The organism is Paenibacillus sp. FSL P2-0121 (assembly GCF_037975345.1).
Classification (GTDB): Bacteria; Bacillota; Bacilli; order Paenibacillales; family Paenibacillaceae; genus Paenibacillus_AQ; species Paenibacillus_AQ odorifer.
This window is the reverse complement of sequence record NZ_CP150245.1, coordinates 2573948-2589705: the sequence shown is the minus strand read 5'-3', so window position 1 is coordinate 2589705 and position 15758 is coordinate 2573948. Positions and strand designations below refer to the sequence as shown.

Sequence of the window (15758 nt, the reverse complement as noted above, 5' to 3'; positions counted from 1 at the left end):
AAAAAGGAGAATGAGCTATGAAGGAAGAACAGCTGCCTGCCTCTTACACCGCATCTATTAAAGAAATGCTGGGGCAAGAGGCAGATGCTTTTCTAGAAAGTTATTCAGCACCACGAACTCAAGGACTGCGCTTTAATCCGCTAAAAAGCACCTCAGCCATAGGCCAAGTTGCGGTGGACCGTACAGTCTCACAATTTAATTTGAAACCTATCCCATGGTGCCAGGGCGGGTTTTATTATGATGAGCCCGCTCGACCAGGCAGACATCCTTACCATGCCGCTGGACTATATTATATTCAGGAGCCTTCCGCAATGTCCGCAGCTGAACTGCTGGCACCTGAACCCGGTGAAACAGTCCTCGATCTTGCAGCAGCCCCTGGAGGTAAAACTACGCATATCGCTGGTTTAATGCAGGGACAAGGCCTCTTAATCTCTAATGAAATCCATCCGGAACGCGCAAAAATTCTAGCAGAGAACGTTGAACGTCTGGGCATTAAGAATACCCTCGTAACCTGTGCAACTCCAGAACAGCTATCTGCGCGTTTCCCGCAAGCTTTTGACCGAATTATGCTGGATGCTCCATGTTCTGGAGAAGGCATGTTCCGAAAAGATCCAAAAGCCATTCAAGAATGGTCTCCTGCTCATGTAGTTATGTGCGCTGCGAGACAATGGGATATCCTGCAAGACGCCTACCTTATGCTTAAACCAGGGGGTACTTTAGCTTACTCTACCTGCACCTTTAACCGTCAAGAGAATGAAGAAACCATTGCTCGATTGACGGCTAGTTACCCCGATATGGAACTACTCACCTGCAAACGCCTTTGGCCGCATTTAGAAAAGGGCGAAGGTCACTTTGTAGCACTCCTGCGTAAGCAAATTGACACTGTATCCGTGAATGACGATGCCAACCGCAACGCCAAAAAACGCCGAAGCAAAAACAACCCAAAAACTAATTCTTCTGTACGTGATGCCTACCAGCTTTTTCAAGACTGGGCTGCGGTAGAACTGCCTGGTCTGTCATGCCAAGGTGTACCCCTGCTCTTCGGTGAATCTCTTTATTTGCTGCCAGAATCCTTTAATGGCAACCTCCATACCGGGCTGCTGGACGGACTGCGTATTCCACGAGCTGGACTACATATTGCCCATTTGAAGAAAAATCGGATTGAACCTGCTCATGCATTAGCTATGGCACTTCAGCCCCTACAAGCGTCACGAAGCTTTGATCTCAGCAGTGAGGGCCCGGAAATACATGCTTGGCTCCGCGGTGAAAGCCTGCCTGTCCCCAGCGAATTACATGGATGGACGCTTGTAACTTTAGATGGTTTGCCAATTAGTTGGGGCAAGGCGAGTTTAGGCCAGCTTAAAAATCATCTCCCTAAAGGATTACGTATCCTAAAAGCCCATATTGACGAGCAATAGGCCATAGACCAGTGCAACAGGCCCTCTTCGGCATATGATGTCATTATCTCAGAAAGCTGCGACACCAGTCACAGCAATTGAGAAGAAGACATAAGTTGAGGAGGAATAAATCATGGGTGAATTTCAAGGAGGAGCTTTCACTTCGACCGGAGCGATTTTGGTACTTTTCATCTTGCTGGTCATCATTTCCCGTTCGTTGTTTGTTTAAAACCTTCCCGGCTTAATTAGCTGGTGAAACGAAGCGGCTGTGTCGTCCTTTTTTGGGGCGGTGCGGCCGCTTTATTTCTTTCCGACATAACATCTCCATTTGTTATTCTCGTGAATATTTACCGTCTGAAAGCCCGATTTCCGTAATAACTGCTCCATCTCTTCGTTCTTAGTGAATTGCTTCATATGATAATTGATTTTATAGATCTCAGAAATAATAACAAATGTACCGCCTGCTATCAGCACCCTAAATGCTTCAATTATATCTTGTTCGAGGTCCGGCCAGAAATAATGCGTCTGAATCGCTGTGATCGTCCCAAAAAATCCATCGTTGAACGGTGATGCTGGTATGTGCCTGATTCATGATTTTGATCATGATATTTCCTACGAACCCTCTAGGATTCTTGGCTTGCTCAATCAGCGCATTCAATAAACCCATATTTGTACCTCCCAATCAATTGGCCATACCAGCAGCCTGATCCCTTGATATATGTTCCGTAAGATTTTCTGCTGTAACTGCCCACTTATCTGCTTGATACTCTATTTTATGAATACTAGTATATGAAGTCGGGAAATGAGCATTCTTATTCGTCCACGTTAGCCCTTTTAAAATATGGTATATAACATTAATTACGCCACCATGAGTGACCATAATTACATTTTCATTTGGATCAGTACTCTCCAGTTCATTACATAGTTTTGAGAAACTTGAACTTATTCGCGTAAAAAATTCCTGAGGACTTTCTCCTCCTGGAAATCTCTCATCCATTCTTAAAGCCGAGAAATAAAGACCCGGGTATCGTTCATTTGCGATTTCATGGGGCATTCCAGCGATTACACCATTGTTCGTTTCTCTCCAATACTGGCTGCTTTCAACAGGCAAATTAAGCTCTCTGGCGATCTCATTTGCTGTATCTAACGCACGTTGCAAATCACTACAAAGAATACGGGTTATGTTAAAGCTAGATTGATTTTCCTTAAGATAATATCCAAGACGTTCGGCTTGTCTATATCCCTCTACTACAAGTCCACGTTGACTCCAACCCCCACGAAAGCCTTCTTCATCTATTCCATGCCTTATAAAATATATAGCCATCGATTGTATACCTCCTGAACAAGATTGTTATACATTTGCATTAAACTTCGAAAACGCTTGTTTTTTAAGTTGATCCCAATTAGGCGTTGCGATGTTTGCTTGTTGCTTCAAAATATCAAATGAATCAAACAAAGCTGCTATTTCGCTGAAAGAACCGTCCACTAATTTCATAAACGGTAATTTATGAATTATTGTCAGACCATAATATATAGCCTGCTTGTGCTTTCGAACAAAGTTAACTTGCCCTGCTGGAGTGACAGTATAACCTAATTGCTCCATGATTTGAAACCCCTCATCCATTACTGAAATGGCTTGTTTTAATAGCTTCTTATCTTTGGATACCTTTTTCAAATCCCCGTCATGCAGATAACTAAGGGAGTTCAAAGCCACTATAGGCACGATATGACTTTTGAGCCAAGCATCCATATCCTCATGATAAGTTAGCTTATACTTAGCGTTCTCAAACGCTTTTTCCAGTAAGTGTTTTATTGAGATCTCACCGTCTAAACTGCCAAGTACCATTTGCCCTCCTGCGTGTATTTTGATAACACGACCGCTCGTTTCCCGAATTCCTGCACTAAGCTGAAATCCGAAGAGTATATTTTTCCTCACATTGCTCATTTCCTGGAGAGCCTTTTGCATGCCAAGAGCATCGCCATTGTTCCCCACAAGAATTATATTCTGACTCTGATTCTCAGCTAGAATAGGTAGCACAGATGGAAAATCATTATATTTCATAACAACAAAAATAAGATCATAGAGATCATCGGATCGAAGCGTAGAGATGACCTTTACTGTATCCACAGTGTTTTTAATTTGAAAATAATGGCGAAGCACAAGTCCGTCTTTCGTCAATTGCTCTGCTCGCTTTCCTCTGGCAAGCATGGTGACATCATTTCCCCCACGCACTAGAACATGTGCAAGATAGCTGCCTAATACTCCCGCTCCAAAAACTAAAACTCTCATATTTAACTCCTCTATCCCTTTTTAGACATTTGTTGAATTTTGATCAACTGTTCGATAAAATCAGATTATCACATCTCGGGTAGGGTTCAATCGTTAGTTTGATCGGGTTTGTTGATTTTTCAACAGAATACAATACATTGTTTAATAAAAAGGGAGTCTTACCATGGACAGAAGAATTAAAAAAAACCAAACAGCCATCATGAATGCATTAATTCAACTGATGGCTGAAAAAGATTTTGAAAAAATAACGATCAACGAAATCGCAGAGCGCGCTGATGTAAACCGCGGAACGATTTATTCCCATTATGCGGATAAATACGATCTGATGGATAAATGTCTGGAGGCTCAGCTCCGGCAACTAATCGAAAGCTGCTCCGCAGTGGAGGATGAAACCGAACCTAATCCCTCGAAGGCGTCATTGCTCCGCACGCTGGAACAATTGGAGGAGAATGCTCTCTTTTATAAGACTTTATTAAGAAACAAAGCTTTACTCTCCTTTAGAAACCAATTACAAGAAATGATAAATGAGCAGATTAAGGTACAATTTTTAGAAAACAATTTTAACCTGGATGAGCTGAGTAAAGATATATCTGTGCAATTTTTGAGTTCGGCGACTGTCGGAGTGATTGAATGGTGGTTTACTCATAGTAATCCTTGCTCTGCAAAAGAGATCACTGAAAAGTTATGGTCCATGGTCGATCTAAATCTGCAGATGATCCGTTCTCAAGCTTGAATATGCTCTCCCGTATCCATCTCATAAATGGAGCTGATGATTTTTTCAATGGGAATCTCCTTAATAGATATATCAAGGATCTCTACCTTTTCGCTAAGAATATGCAGAAACTCGCCCATTTTACATTGCTCGGTATCGATCAGCAGCTCCACTTCGTAATCCGATATTCTTTCCGATATCAGAGTCCCAGGCAGATCAATATCTCCAATAGTTGTGGCGGCTGAAAGCCTAACTACTTTTTTGGCGCCCAGATGCAGTCGAAGTTCAGAAAACTTGTCGTCATATACTTTTTTCCCTTGATGAATTATAAGTACTCTTTGAACCAAACGCTCTACATCTTCCAAGTCATGTGTTGTCAGAATAAATGTGGTGCCTTCCTGATTCATTTGCTTAATGAATTCTCTGATTCTTTGTTTAGCTATCACATCCAGCCCGATCGTCGGCTCATCCAAAAAAACCACAGGTGGTGAATGAAGCATCGCCATAATAAACTCGCATTTCATTCGTTCTCCCAGGGAAAGGGTTCGTGTGGGTTTAGTGATAATATCGCCAATCTCAAACATGTTTACAAATCGGTCTAGTCTTGTACGAAAGTCGTTCGTAGGAATATCATAGATTTCCTTGTTCATATAAAAGCTATCCAAAGGGGGTATGTCCCATATTAACTGCGATTTCTGTCCGAACAATACCCCGATTTGTTTTACATATTGATTTTTCTGCTTATGAGGGTTGTACCCTAGAACATTTATTTCGCCCGAGGTAGGATAGAGAACGCCTGTCAGCATTTTAATAGTCGTAGATTTACCCGCACCGTTTGGACCCAGAATGCCAATGATTTCTCCTTTTCCAACACTGAACGAAAGATCTTCTACAGAGGTAATGATCGATTTTTCACGGTGAAACAGACTTTTAAATACGCTTTTTGCATCTTGTCCACGGTGATAGGTTTCATATTGCTTGGTTAAGTTCTTGACGGTAATAATGTCCAAGTGAAATTCTCCTTCTTAGAGCTAAACTAATCTTTTATCCTCCGGCGCTTTTGTAACTGCGAAGCATGTATGTATAGAGCCAAATTCCGAAGGCAGCAAATAACACACAAGGGATAATCGCTATAAAAAAATAGGGTTCCCATCGGCCAATCAGTGTAGATGCTGGAAAGTAAGCAATCATGGAAACCGGAAACAGAAAAGAACTCACGGCTACGACTGCTTTAGGAAAAATCGTCCCTGGATAACGTCCAAAAGACTTAATGCTCTCAAACATCTCCGGCAAGCGGGAATTCGCTACCCATTTGAAGGAAATCGCTGCCACAATAAGCGCCACGCCGAACATAACAAGCAGCCCTGCGCCAAACAACAACAGGAACAATAACCAAGAGCCGATGGTCATCCCATCGATTCCGCTAAGTGCGTATACGAACATGATTACTCCTCCGCCTAAAAGCCCGATACTTTCGAACTCAAAAGATCTGGCCAACAGCAGAAAAAGGCTCGAGGTCGGTTTAATTAATACCACTTCCAAAGTCCCTTCTACAACATGAGACATCGTATTCCACATAATTCCGTTAAAAAAAATCCCGGCACAAGCCGTAGACAGAATAAAAACGGATTGAATCAACAGCGCCTCTTTAAAGGTCCAACCTGCAAATGAAGCATTCGAATTATAAATGAATACCGTTACTAGAGGAAACAGCACATTCCCTATGAGCATGATAAGACTATTAAGAATAAAATTAACACGATAAGTGATAGCAGAAGCAATATTCGCCTTCATGCAGGTTTTATATATTTGATACATACGTTTCATGCGCCCACCCCCGTAAAATGCTTAAGCGACACCGCATACAGCACCCGGCAGACAACTCCGGCAATAATTACCGCTATGAGCTGCAGCAATAACACTTGAGGAATAGGTAAGGTTATATCCGCTAAAGTATAGCTACCTGTATAGACCATTGCAGGAAGAAAGGCCGTGTATTGAAAGGGTAAGAAAAAGGACGCCATTTGTAAGGATTTTGGGAAAAATACTAATGGAATCAGCGATCCTGAAAATATCCCTTCGCAAAGATTAAAAAAATTACGAATACTAGAGGATTGCACCATCCAAAAGGCGACCATTCCAATACTATAATGAATGAAAAAATTCATCATAAACGCCATAGCTATCGAAAGAATCGCGTATAGTAAATTTGCGGGTAAGACATCAATATGAAAAATAAAGAAAAAGATCATAAAGCAGGGTAAAAATTCAAATAAAAGCCCAAGTACCCTATGCCCTGCCTTCTGAGACAAAGCAAAGAACATATGATTTAGCGGTCTTAACGAAAACGTAATGAATTTCCCGGTGCGAATAAGCATTTGTAAATTCCAATCGGCAAAATCCATCGTCAAATAGTTGATCAACATCGTAGCACAAAAATAGGAAAGCATTTGGGAGAGTGACATCCCGTTGATGTAAGATTCCCCGCTATAAACAGCGCTCCATATATAATACTGCACTAAAAAGTACACTGGGCCTACAAAAATAGAAACCATCGAATGCGTCCTGTACGCACTCCATTCCTTATAAGTAACAAAAGCAACCGCCCTCATAATGCGAAAGCGGTGCTTTATCATCTCAAACATAAGTCACATCCTGCCTATCTATAGATATCACATAAAAAAAGTCTTTTTCTTATTCGAGTCCGGACCAGATCACATTGTGGGTGCCAAATACCGCTCTACCGTCCCATACCCCTTTGTGAAAAGGAAGATACCAAACGGCAATCAGCTTTTCAACCGGGTCAACGAATAAGGCACAGGCCCCAGCCCCTTCGTGAAAAAAAGTGCCTTCAGAGTAAGAAGTACTCACATTATAGCGAAGGTCTGGTCCCAGTCCGTATGGTCGATCCGCTCCTGCATCTCCCCATGCGTAGTTTGGAATTTTCTCAGAATTAAACCGCTTGGTCATTCTTTGTACAGCCATACGGCTTAAGATATGACCCCCTTCGTATTCCCCTTGATTAAGCAGCATAATCCCGAACTTTTGCAGATCAGCAACTGTGGAATATAACCCACCACCAGTTTCGGGAACGTTGATTTCTTCCTCAGACCTATGTCCCGCGTCCGTAATTTCCCCGTTTTGCAGCTTCTGAAGATATTCCTTAGCCCTTTCCGAACGAATGGCGATCCTACCTGCTTTTTCTGCTGGTATATCAAAGAAGGTATCTTTCATGCCTAACGGTTTTACAATGTGGTCCATTATGTATTTTTCTGCAAAAACACCCGTTATTTTCTCGATAATTGCACCCAAGATCGCGTATCCAAACGATGAATACATCCATTGAGTCCCTACCGGAAAATGAATCCCTTTAGATAGACCGGCTTTAATCCAGTTTTCTTTTCCAAGCTCTGATTCAAAAATATACCACCATGCACTTTTATAGTAAGTATCACTTATAGTGCCAGGATCGGGAGCGATGCCAGAGGTATGAGTCAGTAAATGTGCAATGGTAATCGGCTTAAAAGGGTCGGCATCAAACTCTGGAAGAATAGAACTCACAGGCTGCCCCATAAAAATCTTACCATCATCCGCAAGCTGCCAAATCGCTGTCGCCGTAAATAGCTTCGTAATTGAAGCAACACGAAAAATTGTATCCGTTTTCATTTCCTGGGTGCTTTCTTCTTCGTAACTGAAACGACCTCCGGCAGCACTAGCAAAGATTTTCCCGTAACGACTAAGAGAATAAATATAACCATCGACTACTTTTTTATCACAGAGATCCTCATAAAAATGATTAACTACCTCTAAACGGTCCTCCCTGTAATTCACTTCGTTCAGCTTGCTAAGCTCTGTGGATGATAACATTATTCGCACTCCCCCTTATTATTCAATAAAATACATGATGCATAAATATCTTGCAATAAAACCCAAATAATTGAAAGGGTGATTTTACATATAACTATTTTATACTGCTCCAATAATTCTGTAACAGCAATGCTGTAATCTCGTTAACGGTTTGTCGTTAGAGATTTAACTAGTGCCATTCCACTAACCAGACCAAATACTATTCCATCATGTATGGTTGCGAATTTGAATATCTCCATATTCGAAATGTTAAAATACATTACTAAAGTTGGATACATAAGCAGAAGAAAACTTGGAAGAAACACAATAAACAACAGAAGCCAATTAACAACAAAAGCTTTAGGTAATCCTTCTAATAATGCCAGATAGATTCCATAGACAAACGGGACAATAGCCGTGATCCATACAGTATTTTCTAATTGATAGTTCTTTTGTGCCTCTTCAGTGTAATGACTAATTAGCGAGTTTCCATAATGTAATAAGAGCGCCCCCACTATGATCCAGACAAGATAATATAAAAGTTTTGAATTCCGCATCTTCATGAAATCACTCCATTTCTTTTTATATAGTTCATTAGAATTAGAATGTCTCCATTTAACTTACCATATAATCCATACTTTGGATATTACATTAAAGTAAACTGGCCCTAACTAAAAAGGCTACCTCTCGGCAGCCCTTAATTGAATTCCAACTCCCCTGGAGGATAAGTTTATCTGCGAGGCATGGTGACGCCAGCTTTGTTATTATATTTTTCCGTAGCTTCCTTAATGACGTCGTTGCCGCCCTTAGAAAGCCACTCTTCCACAACCTTCGGCCAGTCGCTGATAGGTTCCTTGCCATATACCATCTTTACCATGTGCGTCAGCAATACCGGAGGAGCCGTGTCCGAGTTAGGTGCAATGTCTGGATTCTTCACCAAGGCATCTAGCCGAGGGTCGAACTGAATTCCGTCACGGCCTTCGTTAGCCAGAATAGTATCGTATACATTGATCAAGCCTCTACCTTCTTCTGTCATGTTAAGGACACCCTTATTATAAGTAGTATCCTGCACCATCCAGAGGAATGACTGGCGGTAGCGCTCCTCATCTATAGCGGCGGAATCCGCAGGAGGAGTGTATACGATTTTGCCGTTCTCTTCCTTATAGGTTTCGTCCTTAATCCCAAAGGTAAAGAAGGTTTCTGCCTCTTCGCTCAGCATCCAGTCAAAAAATTTCACGATATCCGCAGCATTCTTCGTACCTTCCTTAATAAAGTAGGTGCGCGTGGCGGAGCCGTACAAGTAGGAGCCTCCTTTTCCATCAGGTCCCACTGGCGAAGGAATAATCTCCAGCTTGGCGGATGGCGTCGTAGCCTTCAGTTGCTGCTCCCACTGCAGAAGCTCGTTGGCATTCATCGTCCACATGCCCGCTTTGCCTGAGAGAATCGCATTTTTGTAGTTGGTCGGGTTAATGGTGGCAAATTCCTTGTTGATCAAACCCTCTGTATACATGGTGTTGTAGGTTTGCAACGCCTTCATCATATTTTCGCTATCCATAAACTTCGGCTGAACCTGGCCGTTTACTTCCTCGAACATAGTCAGATACGGAAAAACATCATAAGCGCCAAAGAAAGCATCCGCATATTTGAAGTCTTGGCGGCCCATGTACGGGTTCTCTATCCCCAGCTTTTTGAAGGCACGCAACACAGTCAAGTACTCATCGACCGTTTTTGGAACCTGCAAGCCGGTTTGTTCCAGCAGGTCCTTGCGAATCCAAGTCGCCCGGCGGGAGGGATTGGACAGAAACTCCGGTATTGCATAAATTTTTCCTTGATAGGTGACGTTCTCCCAAGCTTCCTTCGGGATTACTTTCAAAAGGTTCTGGCCGTTTTGCTGCAGCAGATCATCCAAGGGCATGAACACACCAGCTTCAACAGAACCAGCCATCTCCTTGCCATTTACGCCGCCCGAGCCTTGAACGACATCCGGTATATCATTAGTAGCGAACATCTGCACCATTTTCTGCTCGAACTCTTTATGAGGAACCAACACAATATCCAAGTCTGTGTTTGTCATCTCCTCCAGCTTTTTCACCCATTTGTCCTTATTCAAGTCGGGTGATTTCTCAACATAGTTAAAAGCCAGCGTCCGCATCGAGATCGAGAATTCAGTTTTCTGCGGCGTATTTGACGAACCTCCGGCAGTCTCTTCTTTGTCCTTGTTCGAGCAACCTGCAATAACGGTAACACCCATTACGGTAGCCAGACAGATGCCAATCCATTTTTTCATAATATAACCCTCTCCTTGTACAATGGGGTGTATACGTAAATGAAGATATTTTAAGGCTAATAAGCTTTTGGGATCTCAACCCGGTGGGTAATTCCCTGATTCGTAAAGTAGACATGAACCCCATGGTCCTGATCGTCCATAAAGTACGATACGTAATCCCGGCTTCCTGATTTTTGGGGAATCAGAAGAGTGACGATCCGATGACTTACGGCCTCTTGGGTAGAGGCAGTCAAATGCCAATGCTCGGGCAGCCCTTCCCATTCTTTCGGATCTACATCTGTAAATTGATTGCTTTGGCTAAGTGTCATTTCTCCCGAGGAACTATAGACAAATCTGCCCTCCATCTGAGCTTTTTTACCATTTACTTTAAAAGATTGTTCCTTCAACTTCATGGGATACAGTGTATGAAACAGCCAATCCAATTTTCCCGGACGTTCCAGCTCGACACTGTCTGCGATAACAAAGTAAGCGCTATCAAAGAAAAATATTTCCCGCACATACCGCTTGATATAGGGTACATTCTCGCGGTAGGCTTCGGTGGCATCCATTTGCGTGTAGTTGATTCCGGGCGTACTATACGCCTTCAACACCTTGCCGTAGGCTGCCATGTTCTTCGACTTGTCCGTGCCAGCATATTGGCCTTTGCCGTCAATAAGAATTGCGTTCTTGGAGCGGGTCTGCCTGCGCCACTGCATATGCATCGTACTGTTGAATGCAACGTAATAGCCGCTTTCAATAGCCAAAGGCTCGCCGAAGGCATGCAGCAGGAAGGCGTTTTGATCCCCATGGCTATGGCTCACAGAGCCGTAACGGCTGCTCTTGGTCAACAGCATGATATGTTCCTGCGGATCCTCCATCCGATGATGCATGGCGACCCATCCCACATCCTGAAACCACTTCAGAGGTTCTGCAGCCACCGGTGGCTCTGAAGAAATCTGCGGATAATCTGTGCGATAAACCATTTCATCGAACCGGAAATCCCACCAGCCGTAGTTATAGAAGATCATCTGGGTGTCAGGGTTCAGTTCCTTAGTTTGCTCAAAATACCATTGGTACTGGCCATTCCCGGTTAAACCGGCAAATTGGCGGATATTGAAGCCCGTTTTGAGATTGACCGGATCTCCCAGTGACGATTGATCGCCGAAGCTGGCCCTCACGGTATCCGGACTGAAGCAATAGAGCGGAAAGTCACCGGTTTTGCGAAAGAAAGGACGGTCATAGAAATTGATTGCCATGTATTTGCGAATTAGATTGAGCGCCTCCGTAACGAATGCCATCTGAGTGGTCCAATACATCGGACCTTCGGCCCACCCGCCATCTTTGCCACCCCATGGAGTATACATGGCGGAGAAGTACTCCAGCGTATAATCAAGCCATTCCTGCGCCTTCTCCTCCTCACCCAACATGGAAATACAACACGGTACGAGTACAGAGGATAAAGAGCGGATCGCATGGCTGTCATAAGGAACTTGATGGATGCGGGAACGTTCGATGACATGGAATGCGATCTGCCCGGTTCTTCGCAGTAGCGCCTGCCTTACCTTAAGGCGTTCTTCTTCCGTCAGAGAGCCGTGAAGCCAATCATAGCCCCATGCCAACGCTCCGGCTATGCGAAAGGAGCATTCATCGTTGTAATCCCGGCTGGTGGTACCATCTGTGTTCCAGCTTGCAGCATGAAGCAGCCACTCTTTAGCTTTGGCGATAAGCGCCTCGTCCTCCAACACAACTCCAGCTATAGCAAGATGCCGGATAGCATAGAAGACTTCCTGGCAGTCCATATACATCTGCCGCCATAGTGTGGCGACACGCTTATTATCTGGATACGGTGCAGGCTCGGGAATAAGCTCGCGCTTTGTCCAGGGTAGAACGGAATGCTTCAGGAAGTCTTCCCAGCCAGTTGAAATCGGGTCTTGGCGGACAACTTCCCGGTAAGACGGTAGCTGTTCCGCTTGAAGCCAAAGCCGCGGATGGTTGGCGGAAGCAGCTGAATATCGTTCTGTACGGGAAGGCAGTGGCGTTAGCGGCAATTCATCCTCCACCACAAAAGCTCTTACTTTACTCCACTCGGAATGGATATCATCCTCCCCGATAAGACTGTATCGCCAATAATACGAGCCGGGCGCCAACGGCTTATCCGGGGTAAACAAATTATAGGGAATTCTACTGTAGGTCAACGTATCTTCAGACTCAAATTCAGTTTTTGAGGAGATCTGCAGCTCATACATGCTCTCTTCCAGACAAGCAGGCATCCAAGTAAACCGCGGAGGATTCTCTCCAACATCTATATGTTCATCTGGCCCATACGACAGGTCGAGTACGCCGCTGGTAGGTTGAAATAAAGGTTCTAACATCTCTACTCCTCCGTATTCCGGGACTTTTCCTGAATCAGTCCCGCTTTAGGGTCAAGGCAATACACCACTGCTTGCCCAGTTGTTGCTATTTGGATTCGGGGCGGTTCGCCCACCTGACTCACTAGCTTCAGTACAGCAGGTTCGTGACCGTCCCGATAAACCGTAATAAAATCAACCGACGGGCCTTTGTGCCGAAGCATAATGCCTCGTAGCAATCTACTCGGGTCTTCGGCATTACCCGGTGTGCGGATTTCATACATAGTGGAGCCGGGCGCCAGTAGAGTACTCGTGGATACTTCATACTCCCGGCCGGTGCTCACTCCATCATAACGGATATTCCACTCCGTATTTAACGGGCAGTCCGTCTCATTTTTCATTGCGGACAGTACTTCTACTGAGCCATAACCCGCTTCCAGTCCAAGGACTGCCGGAGAATCCTTCTGGACACGGTGAGGGTCGAACGGTAACAGCAAATGTCCCGTCGGATGAAACCATAAGTCTACTTCCTGACTCCGCTCCGTTACTTGCTCAACATGAAACCAATCCAGCAGCCAACCGTCGGCCAATACAAGATGCCGCTCTAGAACAGCTCCTTCATAGGCGCTGTCTGAACGAATCCATAAGTACGTAGCGTTGCCTTCCTGGCGAAATTGACAGCAGCTTCCGGTATGTGGAGCTTGGGAACGACCTCCGATGGTGACCGTGTTATGGCTCGCAGTTTCGGAATACCATTCCTTGCGCAAAACAGATCCATAAGGAACCATACCCAGCTCGGGAGCAACCTCGCCCCATCGGTGCATAATCGTGATATGAAGCTTGTCGAAATGTCCATGTGATCCGCCATGCTCTCCGAAATCCGCCAGCACGGACAGCGGATTGCCCGGGTGGCGGAGCACGGCGAATCCGGAATCCGGCAGTAGGACAGAGTCTCTCACCCTGTAACTGGTCTGAAGCTCCTTACTCTCACCTGCTCCATACAGCACTGCCTCCAGACCAGTCCTTAATTCCTGCCCGTATAGATATCTATAAGCATTCGCCAGTATTGGCTGGAGACTCGGGTCTTTGTAAACCGCAATACCTATTTCAAATACTTCAGCAATTTCTCGGGCGAAAGGAACGCGCGCATAAGGACCATCATGCACGGCTGGAAGCTCCCCGTTATCGCCGCTAAGCTCTGCCAGCAACTGAAACATGCCACGGATGGATTGTCCCTGTTCTCCTTTGGCAGCATAGAGGTCAACCCCGAAGCGCCCGTACATCTCGGCTGCTATGAGATAAGCCCGCAATACAAAAATATGGTAGTACGTGCTGCCTTCAAATTCAAAACCATCTGGCTTCACGCCAATGGACAGATGATGATAGAATCCGCCTTCTCCCTCCAGCAAAGAAGCAAGCTTTTCTCTGGTACCCTTGGCGGCATATACACAAGCCAGGCTAGCATTCAGCCATGCGGTATAATTGTTCTCTGCATTCTTCTTCTCGTAAATGAGGATGTGGCGGTATTGCTCCATACTCTCCTCCAGCATCGTGAAGAACACTTGCAGCTTTACCTCTTCCTCCCCAGCGAACGTTACTCCATGATCCACAAGCAGCAGATAGGCCCGAATAAGCGTAGTGGACCAGATAGCCTCTGTCAGCGCCTGATGAAAGGCACGGCCACTAAGCATCCAGGGTTGAGCATCGGGATGAACCGGATACAAAGGAAACTGCTCCGCATAACCGACAAGAATCTTCCGGGCTAAGCTGCTGTATAATTCTTCTCCGTCTGCGGCGAATACCACAGCAGCTTGCAGGGCGTATCGCGCCATTGCCTGATGCCGGTATACCAGCCATGCTCCCCGGTAGGGTTCACCTTCCAGCTTGCAGCCCTTCGGGCAAGAAAAGACAACCGCATCTTGCTCCATAACATCGAAGATTAGCTCAGTATGATGCTGGGGACATACATATTGGTGCCACCAGCCACCAGGTTCTGTCGGGAGCAGAATCTCTTCTCTCCGGAATGGATCCAGCTCCATTTTCAATTTATCCACCTCAAGACCAACCCAGGAAAAAGTATCTGCTTTCTCCTTAAGGTTCATCATCGCATGAACAAGCCTCCGTTAATTTCAATAATTTCGCCTGTCAGATAATCCGACAGCTCTGAAGCGAGGAAGAGTGCCACATTGCTCACATCCTGTGGAGCACCTTCCCGGCCCAGCGGAATCTTCGCAATCGTTGCCTGTCTTGCCGCATCTGCAGTAAAGGTAGCATGGAAAGCGGTCTGACCGATAAATCCAGGAGAGATAGCGTTTACATTAATCCCGTGAGGACTCAGCTCCTTGGCAAGTCCCTTGGTATAAGACCATACCGCAGCTTTGCCCGCTGCATAAATGGAAGCCCCCGGTCCGCCGCCGTCATGGGCCGCAAGGGAAGATACATTGATGATTTTACCGCTTTTCTTGGCAATCATCCCTGCGGATACGGCTTTGCAGGCAAACACGCATGATTTAAAATTGACGTCCATCACCTTGTTGTAATGCTCTTCGTTCATTTCAGTATTGGGAACCCGATTGATCATGCCGCCTGCATTGTTGACGAGAATATCGATGGTTCCGCCGAAATGCTCCTCTATTTCCTTTACCATATTTTCCAATTGGGCAGGACTTGTTGCGTCTGCCTGAAAAGCATAAGCTTCTCCTCCGGCCTGACGGATCGCTTCCACCGTCTCCTCCGCAGAACCGAACAAATAGTTTACCGCCACTTTGGCGCCGGAAGCAGCCAAAGTCTCCAAGATTTGTCGGCCTATCCCTGCATTGGACCCTGTAACAAGCGCAATTTTACCAGTCAAATCAATTTTCATTGCCTATTTCCTCCTAATAGTAATTTTTTCTGAAAA

The 15758-nt window shown here is 45.0% G+C and carries 14 protein-coding genes and 1 pseudogene; 3 read left to right on the top strand and 12 right to left on the bottom strand.

Going from position 1 to position 15758, the window contains the following annotated elements:
• Window positions 1-17 precede the first annotated feature (17 nt).
• Window positions 18-1418, top strand: coding sequence for an RsmB/NOP family class I SAM-dependent RNA methyltransferase (locus tag MKY54_RS11280; RefSeq protein WP_339190487.1), 1401 nt, complete (start codon window positions 18-20; stop codon window positions 1416-1418).
• A 112-nt stretch (window positions 1419-1530) separates the two neighbouring features.
• Window positions 1531-1626, top strand: a complete 96-nt coding sequence (locus MKY54_RS11275) for a sporulation protein YjcZ (protein WP_081383126.1) — start codon at window positions 1531-1533, stop codon at window positions 1624-1626.
• A gap of 71 nt (window positions 1627-1697) precedes the next feature.
• On the opposite strand, the pseudogene MKY54_RS11270 reads toward MKY54_RS11275, so the two are convergent.
• From MKY54_RS11270 to MKY54_RS11260, 3 genes and pseudogenes are all read right to left on the bottom strand, one after another.
• A pseudogene (locus MKY54_RS11270) lies at window positions 1698-2064 on the bottom strand (methyltransferase domain-containing protein).
• 15 nt (window positions 2065-2079) lie between these two features.
• A complete protein-coding gene (locus MKY54_RS11265; protein ID WP_076191382.1) occupies window positions 2080-2721 on the bottom strand; it encodes a histidine phosphatase family protein in 642 nt (213 codons plus the stop codon).
• Between the two features lie 27 nt (window positions 2722-2748).
• The gene (locus MKY54_RS11260) at window positions 2749-3687 is read right to left on the bottom strand and encodes a 2-dehydropantoate 2-reductase N-terminal domain-containing protein (protein WP_339190485.1); all 939 of its coding nucleotides are present in this window, start codon (window positions 3685-3687) and stop codon (window positions 2749-2751) included.
• A 163-nt stretch (window positions 3688-3850) separates the two neighbouring features.
• Here MKY54_RS11260 and MKY54_RS11255 point away from each other — a divergent pair, with 163 nt between their 5' ends.
• Window positions 3851-4420, top strand: coding sequence for a TetR/AcrR family transcriptional regulator (locus MKY54_RS11255; protein ID WP_076309873.1), 570 nt, complete (start codon window positions 3851-3853; stop codon window positions 4418-4420).
• Here the strand turns inward: MKY54_RS11255 and MKY54_RS11250 are convergent.
• The 9 genes from MKY54_RS11250 to MKY54_RS11210 form a co-directional block, all read right to left on the bottom strand.
• Entirely contained in the window at window positions 4411-5409 is a 999-nt protein-coding gene (locus tag MKY54_RS11250; RefSeq protein WP_248549246.1) for an ATP-binding cassette domain-containing protein, read from the bottom strand. The two genes, MKY54_RS11255 and MKY54_RS11250, sit on opposite strands and share 10 nt — an antisense overlap.
• 34 nt (window positions 5410-5443) lie before the next feature.
• The gene (locus tag MKY54_RS11245) at window positions 5444-6226 is read right to left on the bottom strand and encodes an ABC-2 family transporter protein (RefSeq protein ID WP_036689373.1); all 783 of its coding nucleotides are present in this window, start codon (window positions 6224-6226) and stop codon (window positions 5444-5446) included.
• A complete protein-coding gene (locus MKY54_RS11240; protein ID WP_076191374.1) occupies window positions 6223-7044 on the bottom strand; it encodes an ABC-2 family transporter protein in 822 nt (273 codons plus the stop codon). Before MKY54_RS11240 ends, MKY54_RS11245 begins: the two co-directional genes overlap by 4 nt.
• A gap of 49 nt (window positions 7045-7093) precedes the next feature.
• Window positions 7094-8266 (bottom strand): serine hydrolase domain-containing protein, encoded by a 1173-nt coding sequence (locus tag MKY54_RS11235; protein ID WP_076280250.1) that lies wholly within the window; start codon window positions 8264-8266, stop codon window positions 7094-7096.
• A gap of 143 nt (window positions 8267-8409) precedes the next feature.
• Window positions 8410-8802 carry a hypothetical protein gene (locus tag MKY54_RS11230; RefSeq protein WP_339190482.1) on the bottom strand — a complete coding sequence of 131 codons (393 nt, stop codon included), beginning with the start codon at window positions 8800-8802 and terminating at the stop codon, window positions 8410-8412.
• Between the two features lie 173 nt (window positions 8803-8975).
• Entirely contained in the window at window positions 8976-10532 is a 1557-nt protein-coding gene (locus tag MKY54_RS11225; protein ID WP_339190480.1) for an extracellular solute-binding protein, read from the bottom strand.
• A 56-nt stretch (window positions 10533-10588) separates the two neighbouring features.
• Window positions 10589-12883 (bottom strand): DUF4962 domain-containing protein, encoded by a 2295-nt coding sequence (locus MKY54_RS11220; RefSeq protein ID WP_339190478.1) that lies wholly within the window; start codon window positions 12881-12883, stop codon window positions 10589-10591.
• Between the two features lie 2 nt (window positions 12884-12885).
• Window positions 12886-14964, bottom strand: coding sequence for a heparinase II/III family protein (locus tag MKY54_RS11215; RefSeq protein WP_339190476.1), 2079 nt, complete (start codon window positions 14962-14964; stop codon window positions 12886-12888).
• Complete coding sequence (locus MKY54_RS11210; RefSeq protein ID WP_076186672.1) at window positions 14961-15722, bottom strand: glucose 1-dehydrogenase; 762 nt, start codon at window positions 15720-15722, stop codon at window positions 14961-14963. Before MKY54_RS11210 ends, MKY54_RS11215 begins: the two co-directional genes overlap by 4 nt.
• Window positions 15723-15758 lie beyond the last annotated feature (36 nt).